Raw genomic sequence first — 13,551 nt, 5'->3', positions numbered from 1 at the left:
CGGTCAAAAGATCACCGAAAAGGATGTCAAAGAGATAGTAAAAACTGTTGATATCCAAAAAGAGACGATAGAGAAGGCGCAAAACGAAAGCGTGGCAAAAATTTCGGCCGCACTTGAAGAAAATTTGGACGAAGATACAAAAAATGAGCTCTATGAAAATGCAAATTTCATGCAGCTTTTGCAAGTTTTAGAGATACTAAATGGCAATGAAAAAGTAAGCAAATTTCCAAATTTCAGCGATAAAATAGCAAATTTCTTAAGTGTGCCTCAAAACGTCGAAGAGCTTAGCAACGTTAAAAGCGTTAGCGATCTTATCGACCTTGCTAAGAAATTTGACCTTGGCCTTGAAAATATCGAAATTTCAAATGAAGATGTGCCAAAACTAAACGAGATGTTTAAAAATTTGGGCAAGCAGGAATTTTTCACGCCGATAAAGACTGAGGACAAGCCTTTTTACCTAAAAGAGCTAAAAAACGAGGTCGAGCAAACTATCATCAAAAACGAGCCAAAAGAGGTCGTAAAGCTTGATACTTTGCTAAAAGAGGTCGTGGCAAATCCAACAAATGAAGTTAAAAATTTAGTCAAAGAAGAGCCTAAAAAACTAGATGATAGTGAAGTAAAGCTTGATGATGAGATAGTAGATGTTGAGCCAGAGGAGCAGCCAAAAGAGCCAAAAGTAAAGGTAAATTTACACGAGCAAAAGGCGCAAAAAGTCCCAACTCTTGAGTCCCTACTCTTTCCAGAAAGAGAGCAGATGAGCGAGGCTGAGCCAAGCGAGGAGACATTTAGCAGCGATAACAAATCAGAGCTAAATCAAATGGTAAAAGATATCGCAAATAGCGCTAAACACCAGCTTCAAACAAAGGCGGAGATAAAAGAGACGCTTAGTAACTTCTCTTCTACGCTAAAAGAGCAGGTGCAAAACTACAAAGCGCCGATCACTCGCTTTAACATCACGCTTAATCCGCTAAATTTAGGCGAGGTCGAGATCACGATGGTTAATCGCGGCAATAATTTGCATGTAAATTTTAGCTCGACCACAGCTACGATGAACCTCTTTTTACAAAACCAAGCTGAGTTTAAAAACAGCCTTGTAAATATGGGATTTACCGAGCTTGAGATGAATTTCTCAGACCAAAACCAAAGACAAGAAAAAAGAGAACAAGCAAAGAATAAATATAGCTCAAATCAAAGCGACGAGAGCGAAAACGCTCAAGCGGAACAAAGCTTGCTTGAACTAGTAATACCAAGATATATTTAGGAGAGATTATGGCTTCAGTTTCAGATATAACTACACAAACAACGCAGCAAAAAAACGCCGAGAAAAAGGCTAACTCTAGAATAGACGCGGCAAAAGGCACAGGCACAAACCCAAATTCACAGCTGGATAAAGATGCATTTATGAAGCTACTTTTAACAGAGCTTCAGCACCAAGACCCAACAAGCCCTATGGATACTGAAAAGATGCTAACGCAAACTAGCCAGCTAGCATCAGTCGAGATGCAAGAAAATACAAACAAAGCGATGAAAGAGCTAGTAAATCAGCTAAAATCAAACGCAAATGCCTACGCTATCTCAGCCCTTGGCAAGATGGTCTCGACTGGCTCAAATGCAGTCACGCTAACAGATGAGAAAAAAGATGCAAAATTTGCGCTTTACTTTAAGACAGATCTTGCAAATGGCAAAATCGAGGTCAAAAACGCAAATGGTCAAGTCGTAAGGACAACTGATCTAAGCGAGACAAATGCAGGCGTTCATAACCTAGCTTGGGACGGCAAAGACGCGTCTGGCAACCAAGTGCCAAATGGCTCATACACCATTTCAGCGACTTACACTGGCAAAGATGGCAAAGAGTACAAAACACAAGTAGGCAACTACCCAGTCGAGGCGGTGAAATTTGTAGATGGCAAGGCTATGATGAAGGTAGCTGGCGAATACGTTTCAATGGATAAAGTATCTGAATATTACGAGGGCTAAAAGCCATGATGAGAGGTTTTTACAACGGGGTTAGCGGCATCAAGACGCAAAGCTTTGGCATGGATGTTTGGTCAAACAACATCTCAAATATAAACAATGTCGGTTTCAAAGCTTCAATCCCTGAGTTTAAAAATTTAATAAACCAAAACCTAGTCTCAGCAGGAAGTGGCCCAACTAGCGATCAAGTGGGACTTGGAGCTACCAAGCAAACGACTGCACTTGATATGTCAAATGGTAGCTTTCAAAGCACTGATAACAACTTTGACCTTGCCATAGGCGGAGATGGCTTCTTTGGCGTTGTCGATAAAACAGGCAAAAACTACTACACAAGAACAGGCACTTTTGACATAGATGCGGCTGGAAATTTAGTAGATACTAGGGGAAATTTACTCCTTGGCACGCTTGCAAATTTCACTCCAACCACGCCAAGTGCGAGCGCTCTTAAAAAATATGGTCAAACATCAAGCGCCCCACAAGCTTACACAGTCTCGCAAGAAGAGCTAAATCTGGGCGATCCTGGCTCGCAAAAGGGCATAACACTGCCTCATTTTTTATTTATGCCAGCTGAGGCTACTACAAATATCAGCTTAAAAGGCAACCTAAACTCAAGCCGCATAACAGATAAAAAAACGACAGCCCTTGATGCTAGCGAATACACCTACACGCTTGATAATACAAACAAGACGATCTCACTAAACGGACAGATCCCGCTAAGCACCACATCTCTTGGAGCAAAAGCTGGCGACAGCGTGGTCGTAAAAGTAAAAGATGGCGATGGTAAATTTAGCGAGTTTTCAACCACGCTTGAGGGTGACGGCACTTGGCAGATAAACGATAAGAGCCTTAAATTTATGGATTTTGCAAATTTAGAGGTAAATGCTGAAGTCACCTCGCTCGTTGAAGTGCCAAACAAAGAGAAACTAACCTCTGATATCTACAACGCAGACGGCACAAAGAGCTTGGTCACTATAAATTTAACCAAGCAGATCCCACAAGCTGGCGACCAGACTATCTGGGACGCGGTGGCAACGATAACTGATGCTAGCGGAGCCGTGCAAAATACCGCAATGGGCTCGCTTACATTTAATGGCAGTGGCAGGCTTGTGGCAAATACACTAACGAGCGTTGGCGGCGTAAATTTAAACTTCGAGGGCGACGGCGATGCGGACGTTTATAACGGCATGACAAGCTCAGCAAACGCTAGAAAAGACTTCAACATAAAAAGAGATGGCTACGCTGAGGGGCTACTTTCAAAATATAGCGTCGATGATCGTGGCAACATAATGGCAAATTTTGACAACACTAGAGCATTCCCGGTGGCAAAAGTGGCGCTTTATCACTTTATAAACGACCAAGGCGTGGCAAAGGTTGGCGATAATCTTTATGAAGCCACAGCCAACTCTGGCGAGCCATTTTTTTACAAAAATAAAGCTGGCGAGACCGTTTATGGGGCGCAAATTTTAGCAAATAAGCTTGAGATGAGTAACGTCGATCTTGGTCAAGCACTAAGCGAGGTGATCGTCACGCAAAAGGCCTACGAAGCGAGCGCAAAAAGCATCACGACAAGTGATGAGATGATACAAACTGCTATCCAGATGAAGAAATAATCCTTAAAGTAAATTTGGGCGAGCAATCGCCCTATTTTTATAACTTTAAATTTACTTTAGCCCTTTCAAATCCCCTAAAATACTTACTTTTCTCTAAATATATCAATATAATTTTAAGCATGCTGGTTATAAAATTCATTTAATTTCTTTTTTTAAGGATTGTCAAATGAAAATGCTATTTTTAGCCCCAGTGCTAGCTTGTAGTCTTGCCTTTGGTGCTGATGTGATCGCAAAAGATGCAAACATAACACTTGATGGCAAGATGATCGGTAAGATCGAGGTTTTAACTCCAGTTGAAGTCTTAGAAAAAGGCGATAAAACGAGTAAGATCAAGGTTAGTGGTGTAGTGTCGGCAAACTACTTGGCTCAGCTTCAAAGAAGCGTAGAAGACCCTGAAGTCTTTGTAGCTTTTGATGACGAGAGCGAGGCAAATTTCAAAAAAGTAAAAGATCTTGAAGATGACTATGGCGAGGTTTGGTACCAAGCTGATGGCGTTTATGAAGTGCCAAATGACGTGCTTGGTGGCAACCAAAAAGAGCTTTACGCAAAGGCTAAGAAAATTTACGAAGAGACCTGCTCAGCATGTCACAGGCTGCACGAACCAAATAGCTTCACAGCCGCTCAGTGGCCAGCAAATTTATCTGGCATGGTCGATGCGAAATTTGTTGCACTTGATGAAACTGATCTAAATTTAGTGCTTAAATACCTACAACACAATGCCAAAAAAGTAAAATAAATTTTCATAAGGGAGAAAATATGAAAAGACGAGATTTTATAAAATTTTCTGCACTTGCTGCCACAGCGGCGCAAGCAAGCAAGATAGAGGGCGTGACTAAGACCATCTTTGATCAAAGCAAGACCTTTGGCGCAAATAGATTTGGCCTATTTTGGGCAAATACCAACTCAAACCAAATCGTCTCTGTCGATCCATTTGAGGGCGATAAATTCCCAAATACCATGAACAACAGCTTGCCAGACCTCATCCAAAACGAAAGCCGCGTGCTCTATCCATACGTAAGAAAGAGCTACCTAAAGGCAAAAGGCGCAGCAAAGAGCGAGCTTCGTGGCAAAGAGGAATTTGTGCGTGTTAGCTGGGACATAGCGCTTGATCTAGCAGCAAAAGCCTTAAAAGAAAATTTCGACAAATATGGCCCTGAGAGCATCTACGGCGAGTGCTACTGGTGGGGCGGCAGCGGTAAGATCAGCTGGGGCAGGGCTGTTGGTCACAGGATGCTAAAAGTGCTTGGCGGATACGTCGAAGAGAGTGGCGATTATTCAACTGGAGCTGGCCTTGTCATCATGCCTCACGTTTTAGGCAACAGCGCCGTTTATGACGCGCCGACAAAGTGGGAGGCTATCGCTAAAAACGCTAAAAACGTTGTATTTTGGGGTACTGACCCGCTTGTAACTGGTCAAATTTCATGGCAACCGCCAACACATGATGGCTATCTTGGCATCAAAAAGATAAAAGAGGCAGGCATAAAAACTTATAGCGTTTGCGTCTTTAAAAACGACACCACAAGATACTTTGACTCTGAAGCTATCATCGTTCGTCCAAATACCGACGTAGCAATGATGCTTGGCATGTGCCACTATCTATATGAAAATAAGCTTTATGACGAAGAATTTATCAAAAAATACACAGTTGGCTTTAATAAATTTAAAGACTACCTACTTGGCACAACCGACAAGGTGGTAAAAGACATCAACTGGGCTAGTAAAATTTGTGGCGTAAAAGCTGAGGATATCGCTAAATTTGCAACAGCACTTGCAAAAGAGCCAAGCGTCATCATCGCAGGCAGATCACTTCAAAGACAAGATCACGGCGAGATGGGCTTTTGGGGCATAGTAACGCTTAGTGCGATGCTAGGTCAGATAGGCAAAGAGGGTCTTGGCTTTGAGTTTAACTACTACTCAAATGGCGCTACAGACAAGATCGCTCCGTCACTAAAAGGCATCAGCACTAGCATAAGCGAGAAATACGACAACGTAGATGGCGCTCCTTGGAAGAAATTTAAAAATGTCACCATCCCATCTTCAAGATCGATCGAGGCTTTGCAAAACCCTGGCAAAGAGATAGACTATGACGGCTCAAAGATCAAGCTACCACACATGAGAGTGGCTTACATGGCGTCTGGATCGATGTTTACAAGGCATCAAGACGTAAATAACGCCGTAAAAGCGTGGCGTAAATTTGACACCGTAATAACAGCTGAGCCATTTTGGACAAGCACAGCAAAACTAAGCGACATCGTCTTGCCAGTAGCCCTTGAAGTCGAGAGAAATGACATCAACCAAAGCGTGCCTACAAACGAGTACATCGTGGCTTACAAGCCTGTCGTAGAGCCTATGGGCGAGAGCAGGAGCGATTACTGGATCTGCTCACAAATCTGCAAACGCTGGGGCAGAGAAGAGGTCTTTACAGAGGGCAAAGATGAGCTTGGCTGGGCGAAAGAATTTTACGCAGACGCAGCTGAGCAAGCTAAGGGCATAAATGTCAAGATGCCAAGCTTTGATGAGTTTTGGAAAGAGGGATATGTTAGATTTGAGCAAGATGACGAAGCTAGCAGATACTACACAAGGCTTAGTGCTTTTAGAGAAAATCCTCACAAAAACCGCCTAGGCACGCCATCTGGCAAGATAGAGCTCTACTCTCCAACTATCGCCAAATTTGGCTACAAAGACTTTGCGCCACACGTTGCTTGGATCGAGCCGTTTGAGTGGCTTGGCAGCGAAAAAGCCAAAAAGTATCCATTTAGCGTCACAACCCCACACTCAAGATACCGCCTCCACTCACAGCTAAATAACTCAATAATCAGAAACTACGCTGAAGTATGCGCGCGCGAGCCAATGCTAATAAACGTAAATGACGCCAAAGCAAAAGGCATCGCAACTGGCGACGTGGTGAGAGTCTTTAACGACAGGGGCGAAATTTTGGTTGGCGCACTAGTCACCGATATCATTCCAGAGCATGTTATAGCTATCTGCGAAGGCGCATGGTACGACCCTGAAGTGCTAGGCGAGAAGAGTCTTTGCAAGCATGGCTGCGTCAATGTCCTAACTCGCGACAAAGGCACATCTAGCATCGCTCAAAGCAACTGCGGACACACTATCCTTGTAAATTTAGAAAAATACAAAGGCGAGATCAAACCGATCACTGCGTTTTCTAAACCAAAAATTTTGCAATCTTTGTAGAATTTATATAAATTTAGCCCTCGCTTGGGGGCTAAATTTGACGTATATGTACTGCTTAAATCTACAAATAGCTAAAGTTTCAACCACAATAAATTTCTAGCTTCTAAAAACAAAAATATTTTAAACAAACTACTTGCTGGGCAAATTTCTCGGCCAGCACAAATTTAGTTATCACTTTGGCTAATAAATTTGGTAGTAAGAATTTAAATCCAAGCCCGAAGCGACTTAAATTTGGTCGTAAATTTCTATATTATGATGTTTTATAGTCAAATTTAATGAAAGTATATCAGCCACAACGAACTTCATTGTCGCTAGTTATCAAAACACTGCAACCAGCACAAGGCAACTATTTTTAATAGTACAAATTCACACCTTGTTTTTACTCTTAAATTTGGCTCCTGAGATAGTTAAATTTGGTCGTAAATTCTATGTTATTAAAAATTTTGATGAGAATACATCAACTATAATCAACTGCATGTAGATAGCCACAAGCAATGCCCTCGCACATAATATCAGCATTTTCTAGTAGTTCAAATTTATTACTTCTTTTTGCAAATTTATCCTGTTTTATCTTTTTAAATTTAGCTCCCGAAATGTTTAAACTTAGGCGTAAATTTCTATTTATAGTCAAATTTAGTAAGCGCGTATCAAATGCAACTATCCACCTTATATCGCGACCTATCAAGGCATTGCCAGAACATAAACCATAAAAAAGCATCTTTTTCTGGTAGCTCAAATTTAGCGCTTTCGTTGTAAATTTGGTCTCTTTTTAAGTATCGTGGCTTCAAAATTTAAGCCCTAGCAAACAAATTTAGCCATAAATTTCTATCTCATTTGGTTTTGTAGTTAAATTTAGTGGGCATATCAACCGCAAGTAATTCACTACATTGATAAACCTTGCCTTCATGCAACCTATAAAAAGCCCTCTTTACTCGATAAATTTACCGCCCACCTTTCAAATTTGGCTTATTTTATTATTTGAAATCACAGCGTCCAAATTTTTAAATTTAAACCCAAAAACTAGATTTAGCACTAAAATTTTATGTTTTTAGACTTTACGACTAATTGCCACAAACCGCACAAGATTATGCTTACCTAATAGTTCAAATTGACTACCTCTATTGTTTTTTAAGCATCGCGTCCTTAACGTTTTTAAATTTTATGCCCAAAACGACTAAATTTAGCCCCTGGATTTTTAAAATTTGCGCTCAAATTTAGCAATAGTGCCTAGTCTGCAACCAACCGATCTTTCTATCCCGCACTGATCGATACTGATTAAGCCAAAAGTATGTTATCAAACTCATCAAAAATGGCTCAAAATATCTCATCAAGTCAGATCAACGCGCGCCTTTAAGCATTTTGCTAAAAGCGGTAGCCTAAACACTACCGCACTTGCTCTAGGTTTTTATTATCTTTTTGTTTCTAATAGCATAAAATTTGATCTATAAATTTTATAAATTTAATGCAGGTCATTTGATAAATGACAATTTCTACTAAATTTTAAATAAGCAAATTTGATAAATTCAAATGAAAATTGAGTTTTTTGGGGATTTTAAAAAGATTTAAAAAGATGGTGCGGATGAGAGGACTTGAACCTCCACGCCGTGGGGCACCAGATCCTAAGTCTGGCGTGTCTGCCAATTTCACCACATCCGCACAACAATAATAAGTGGTACGCCCATCAGGATTCGAACCTGAGGCCTACGGCTTAGAAGGCCGTTGCTCTATCCAGCTGAGCTATGAGCGCATAAAGTCTTTTAAGTGGCGCGCCCGATAGGAGTCGAACCCATAACCTACAGATCCGAAGTCTGTCGCTCTATCCAATTGAGCTACGAGCGCCCAAAATGGGGTGAGTGATGGGAATCGAACCCACGACCCTCAGGACCACAATCTGATGCTCTAACCGACTGAGCTACACTCACCATTTAACATGGTCGGGGTGAAAGGATTCGAACCTTCGGCCCTCTGGTCCCAAACCAGATGCGCTAACCAGACTGCGCTACACCCCGCCTGAGTCGTGCTTGTAAGTTTATGCCACTACCTCATTAAAAAGTCGCATTGTATCTAAAAATGTTATTGTTGTCAAGAAAAAATTAGTTTTGGACTTTATTTTTATAAAATTTCAAGAATTAAGTGTAAATTTCAGACTTTAAAGCTTTTGATAAAAATCTAGCTAAAAGACGATGCGAACAGCACTAAAGCTGATATGAGCTGGCAATGCTCCTTGTGCTGGCTTTATCATGGTCTGGCTAAAGCGCTTAAATTCTGGAGCCTCCCAAAGCTTTTTGCATAGGCCTTGCTCGCTGATATCTACTCCTAAGCAGCTTTGATCTGCATTAAAGAATTTTAATGAAATACACTTTTCATTTTTAGCAAAAAAGCCAAGATCGCCAGAGCTATCCACAACCCCAGCATTTGTCATCTCTTTAAATTTCACTTTATTGTTTGTAGTATCAAGGGCTAGTTTGCCTTGTGATATATAGTAGGCATTTATCTCTTCTATAGCGGTTCTGATCTCCGCCATAGTCTTTACTAAGACCGCATCATCTCTTGTAGCGCTGATCCTTGGGATAGCGATCGCGGCTAATACACCGATGACAACTATAATGAGAATTAGTTCAATCATAGTAAAAGCTTTTTTCATTACTTCATCCTTGAAATTTGAAGTTGCGAGATTATAGCTATAATTTTTATAAATGAAAGATAAATTTTGAAATTAAGTTAAAGAAGAGTGGCAAGGAATTTCCTTGCCAAAAAATTATATATTTTTAGTATTTTATACCCATGCCACCAAATTTAAGCGTGTTGGCTGTCTTATTGTCGCTGCTTTCAATTAATGTTTTAACATTTGCTAAACCTGGTAATTCCCAAACTTTTGCACAAAGACCATTTACTCCTATTTCTAGTCCTATCTCTCCGCTTGTTGCATTTCCAGTACCTGCTTTTATTTTCAAACAATCGTCTTTATTTTTTATTTTTATCGGGCTTTTTACGTTTGACATTTTAGAAGCATCGGCAAATTCACCTTGTGAAGTGTAATAAGAACCCAAATCATTAATAAATGTTTGTATATTTGCAGCAGTTTTTGCTATCTCTGCATCATCCCTTGTTGCAGCTAGTCTTGGTATAGCGACTGCGGCTAATATGCCTAAAATCACGATCACGAAGATCAACTCGATCATTGTAAAACCTTTTTTCATGGTTCCTCCTTGAAATTAAAAATTTGGCGGATTATACAACATTTTTTTCAAAATGCAAATAAAAGCTAAATTTTTTACAAATTAGCCGATTTGGTAGTTATGAAAAAGAATTCCGCTATAATGACGCTCAAGAATATGGAGATTTTATGAAAAAAGTTTTATTTTGGATGGTAGTATCTTTTTGCATTTTGAGCGCAAATTCATCATTTGAGCCAGTGCTTTCATCAAAATATAACGAAAAACAAGCCTACATCGGTAAGAAGCTCTTTTTTGACAAAAGGCTAAGCACCACTGAAAACTACTCATGCGAAACTTGCCACAACTTATACTGGAATTTAAGTGGCACAAACTCATCTTACACCAGCCAAAAAGGGGTTATAAACCCACCTAGCGTGCTAAATTCGGCTTTAAATTTTCTATTTTTTACTGATGGCAGGGTAAGAAGCTTAAAAGATCAGGTAAAAGAGTCGATAAATTCTAGAAATGAGCTAAATTCAAACAAAGATGAGATAGTAAAAAAAGTAAAAAGCATAGGCGAGTATGGAATTTTATTTAATGATGCATATAGTGATGGCATAAACTATGAAAATATAGTAGGTGCTTTGGCAGAATTTGAAAAGGCTATTTTAAGCATAGATTCGCCATTTGATGAGTACCTAGCTGGCAATGACGACTCCATAAACGCTGAGGCAAAAAAAGGCTTTGAGCTCTTTAATAAAGTAGGCTGTGTGGCTTGCCATAATGGTAGAAATTTAGGTGGAAATTTGATGCAAAACGTGGGCTTAAAGGATGCAGGTGAGAGCAGGCGCCTTATGCGTGTGCCTTCACTTAGAAATGTAGCAAGAACAGCTCCATATCTAAGTAGTGGCGAAATGAGTGATCTAAAAGAGGTCATAGGCTTTGTGAGCTATCATCAACTAATCCACACACTAAGTAGCGAAGAGTTGGGGCAAATTTATAAATTTTTGCAAACGCTAAATGGACGCAGACCTAGGATACTAAATGAATAAAAGACAAGCAAATATCATCTTAATCGTCCTAGCGATCGTCTTTTTCTTTAGCTCAGCTTACATCTATATGGCAAATAGAGCTGTTACTGCTGTTAGTAAATTTAACGATACGATCTTAAGCCTTATCTTGCTAGATAACGAGCTAAGCTTTAGCTTAGAAAATAACGTACTTCGCCTAAATTACGACGATGTAAATAAAAATTTAAAAAGTTTTGATCAAAATTTAACCAGACTTGATGAGCTAAACGAGATCATATATGTCTTTTACCAAGAGAAAAATGCCAAAACTTTAAAGGTCATAAACGACGACTTTTTAAAAAAACAAAGGCTTGTAGATAGGTCAAACTACGCTAGCTCATCAATGGCTGCTTATATCTTATCAGGTGAGTTTGAAATAGCATCAGAGAAGAAGCTAGATGCACTTAATGTGATATTTCACGCGATAAAAAGCTCAGCCATAATCAGCCCTGAGACGCTAAATCAAACAAAAGAGCAGATACAAAAATATAAAGATACCTACAAAAACGACACAAAAGCGATCTTGGTGCTAAATAAGGCAACTTACGCGCTTGAATTTGCAAAAAACCTAAGCTCCATAGCTAAAGACTCTGTTGATCTAAAACTTGGACAAGAGCTAAGAAAATTTAGAGATGATACCCTAGCCTCTTACAGCATAATGATACGAAATATAGTGATAATGCAAGTGCTTTGTCTTATCAGCTTCGTGCTATTTTGCGCACTGACCTTTTACCAAGCAAGGGTGCTAACTAAACAGCTAAAGCAGATAAAACTACTAAAAACGACAGTGGATGCAGGACACAGCTCGATAGTCTTTTGCGACAATGACAATAAAATTTTATATGTAAATAAAACATTTGAGTCAAAAACTGGCTATAAACTAAAAGATGTTGTCGGCAAAAGTCCTAAAATTTTAAAATCAAATATGCACCCAGAGAGCTTTTACGCTGAGATAAGAAATGCTATAAATAAGCACATCTCATGGGAGAGCGACGAGCTAATAAGCAGGACAAAAAGTGGCAAACTGCTCTATGAGAAGGTGCGTTTTGCGCCATTTTTCTTTGAAGGCAAGCTAGAGGGCTACATGGCTATAAAGCTTGATAGGACGAAAGAGCTTAGCATGCTTAAAGAGCTAACTCAAAAAAATGAGCAGATAAAAATTCAATCCTCAATCGACAAGCTAACTGGCTTTGGTAACTACTTTGCCCTAACTGAGATGATAGAGGCGAAAAAAGATGGAATTTTGATCAGCATAAGCATCAAAAACTATAAGATGCTAAGATTTTTCTACCAAAACAAGGTCATCGAAGCCATGCTAAAAGCGGTGGCAAATACGCTAAAACTCTGCGTTGATACCTACTCTATAAATGCTGAGCTATTTAGGTTTCAAGATGATGCGTTTTACATCTGGTATCAAGGCGATGACATCGTTAGAGATATCGGCTTTATAAAAGAGTATTTTAACTTTAGTAGAATGAATATCGAGATAGATGGTAAATTTGAAAACCTACCTGGCATCAAGATAACTCTTGGCGTCTCTTTATCAAATGACACACCGCAAACAAACCGCCTAATGCAGTCAATCCTAGCTAATCAACAAGCAAGCGATAGCGGCAACGAGATCTACTACTATCTAGAAAACGATGCGATCGAGATGAGATACTATAAAAACCAACTCATAACCGAACTCATCGAGTACGCCCTAGAAAACGACAAGGTGATAGTCGAGTGTCAGGGAATTTTTAACGTGCAAGAAAATGAGACAGAGGCAAAATACTACGAGGTTTTGGTGCGTATAGTCGATCAAAACGGTAAGATCCGCTACCCAGGCGAGTTCTTAGAGATCGCGATGAAAACGCAACTCTATCTTCAGATAACAAAAAAGGTGATCGCTCTAGCCTTTGATCTAGTGAAAAAATATCCAGACTATACATTTTCTATCAACCTTTCAAGCTCGGATCTAACAGATCCAGGTGTTAGAGAAATTTTAGATGAGAAGCTAGAGAGCTGTCCAGATCCAAGTAGAGTTTGCTTTGAGATGCTAGAGAGCGAAGAGCTTAGCGACTACGCCATGGCAAATGAATTTATAAAAAGAGCTAAAAAATATGGATGTAAAATCTCAATCGACGACTTTGGCTCTGGCTACTCTAACTACTACCGAATTTTAGAGCTTGATATAGACAACATCAAGATAGATGGCTCGATCATTAAAAAGCTACCAACTGATGAAAACGCAAGAGTTTTGGTTGAGACTATCGTGAGCTTTGCTAGAAGACAAGGCTATAAGATCGTGGCTGAGTTTGTGAGCAACGAGGAAATTTTAGAGTATATAAAGAAATTTGGAATTTCATACGCACAGGGATTTTTACTAGGCAAGCCACATCAGATGTAAATTTTGCAGTTACTTTAAAGCCTATTAAAAGGCTAAATTTAACTGCTTTTTACTTTTATACTCGCACAAAACCTCTTTTTTAATTTTGCTAGACGTGAAATTTGATCTCTTTTTACAAAACGAAAATTTAAGAATTTGTTTTTAAAAAGCTT

Annotated in this window: 9 protein-coding genes, 5 tRNA genes and 1 pseudogene; 7 read left to right on the top strand and 8 right to left on the bottom strand. The window is 39.6% G+C overall.

The window, feature by feature from the left end; all coding sequences use genetic code 11:
* Window positions 1–877: 877 nt before the first annotated feature.
* The 5 genes and pseudogenes from fliK to F3G86_RS00940 form a co-directional block, all read left to right on the top strand.
* A pseudogene (gene fliK / locus F3G86_RS11245) lies at window positions 878–1,261 on the top strand (flagellar hook-length control protein FliK); the annotation flags it as partial.
* An 8-nt stretch (window positions 1,262–1,269) separates the two neighbouring features.
* Window positions 1,270–1,977 carry a flagellar basal body rod modification protein gene (locus tag F3G86_RS00955; protein WP_103601812.1) on the top strand — a complete coding sequence of 236 codons (708 nt, stop codon included), beginning with the start codon at window positions 1,270–1,272 and terminating at the stop codon, window positions 1,975–1,977.
* Window positions 1,978–1,982: 5 nt separating this feature from the next.
* The gene (locus tag F3G86_RS00950; protein WP_149722718.1) at window positions 1,983–3,584 is read left to right on the top strand and encodes a flagellar hook-basal body complex protein; all 1,602 of its coding nucleotides are present in this window, start codon (window positions 1,983–1,985) and stop codon (window positions 3,582–3,584) included.
* A 166-nt stretch (window positions 3,585–3,750) separates the two neighbouring features.
* Entirely contained in the window at window positions 3,751–4,320 is a 570-nt protein-coding gene (locus tag F3G86_RS00945; RefSeq protein ID WP_149722717.1) for a hypothetical protein, read from the top strand.
* 20 nt (window positions 4,321–4,340) lie between these two features.
* Complete coding sequence (locus F3G86_RS00940) at window positions 4,341–6,779, top strand: molybdopterin-dependent oxidoreductase (protein WP_149722716.1); 2,439 nt, start codon at window positions 4,341–4,343, stop codon at window positions 6,777–6,779.
* Window positions 6,780–7,236: 457 nt separating this feature from the next.
* On the opposite strand, the gene F3G86_RS00935 is transcribed toward F3G86_RS00940, so the two are convergent.
* The 8 genes from F3G86_RS00935 to F3G86_RS00900 form a co-directional block, all read right to left on the bottom strand.
* Complete coding sequence (locus F3G86_RS00935; protein ID WP_149722715.1) at window positions 7,237–7,515, bottom strand: hypothetical protein; 279 nt, start codon at window positions 7,513–7,515, stop codon at window positions 7,237–7,239.
* 835 nt (window positions 7,516–8,350) lie between these two features.
* Window positions 8,351–8,435: transfer RNA gene (locus tag F3G86_RS00930), tRNA-Leu, on the bottom strand.
* Between the two features lie 14 nt (window positions 8,436–8,449).
* Window positions 8,450–8,526, bottom strand: a tRNA-Arg gene (locus F3G86_RS00925).
* Window positions 8,527–8,541: 15 nt separating this feature from the next.
* Window positions 8,542–8,618: transfer RNA gene (locus tag F3G86_RS00920), tRNA-Arg, on the bottom strand.
* 6 nt (window positions 8,619–8,624) lie between these two features.
* A tRNA-His gene (locus tag F3G86_RS00915) sits at window positions 8,625–8,701 on the bottom strand.
* Window positions 8,702–8,710: 9 nt separating this feature from the next.
* A tRNA-Pro gene (locus tag F3G86_RS00910) sits at window positions 8,711–8,788 on the bottom strand.
* A gap of 164 nt (window positions 8,789–8,952) precedes the next feature.
* Window positions 8,953–9,423, bottom strand: a complete 471-nt coding sequence (locus F3G86_RS00905; protein WP_149722714.1) for a type II secretion system protein — start codon at window positions 9,421–9,423, stop codon at window positions 8,953–8,955.
* A gap of 124 nt (window positions 9,424–9,547) precedes the next feature.
* Entirely contained in the window at window positions 9,548–9,979 is a 432-nt protein-coding gene (locus tag F3G86_RS00900) for a type II secretion system protein (protein WP_107936158.1), read from the bottom strand.
* A 146-nt stretch (window positions 9,980–10,125) separates the two neighbouring features.
* Between F3G86_RS00900 and F3G86_RS00895 the strand changes: the two genes are divergently transcribed.
* Window positions 10,126–10,989 carry a cytochrome-c peroxidase gene (locus F3G86_RS00895; RefSeq protein ID WP_148815590.1) on the top strand — a complete coding sequence of 288 codons (864 nt, stop codon included), beginning with the start codon at window positions 10,126–10,128 and terminating at the stop codon, window positions 10,987–10,989.
* The gene (locus F3G86_RS00890; RefSeq protein ID WP_149722713.1) at window positions 10,982–13,399 is read left to right on the top strand and encodes a bifunctional diguanylate cyclase/phosphodiesterase; all 2,418 of its coding nucleotides are present in this window, start codon (window positions 10,982–10,984) and stop codon (window positions 13,397–13,399) included. Before F3G86_RS00895 ends, F3G86_RS00890 begins: the two co-directional genes overlap by 8 nt.
* Window positions 13,400–13,551 lie beyond the last annotated feature (152 nt).

The sequence above is a fragment of the Campylobacter concisus genome (assembly GCF_902460595.1).
Classification (GTDB): Bacteria; Campylobacterota; Campylobacteria; order Campylobacterales; family Campylobacteraceae; genus Campylobacter_A; species Campylobacter_A concisus_BL.
The sequence above is the reverse complement of the archived record's forward strand: the minus strand, read 5'-3'. Positions and strand labels throughout refer to the sequence as shown.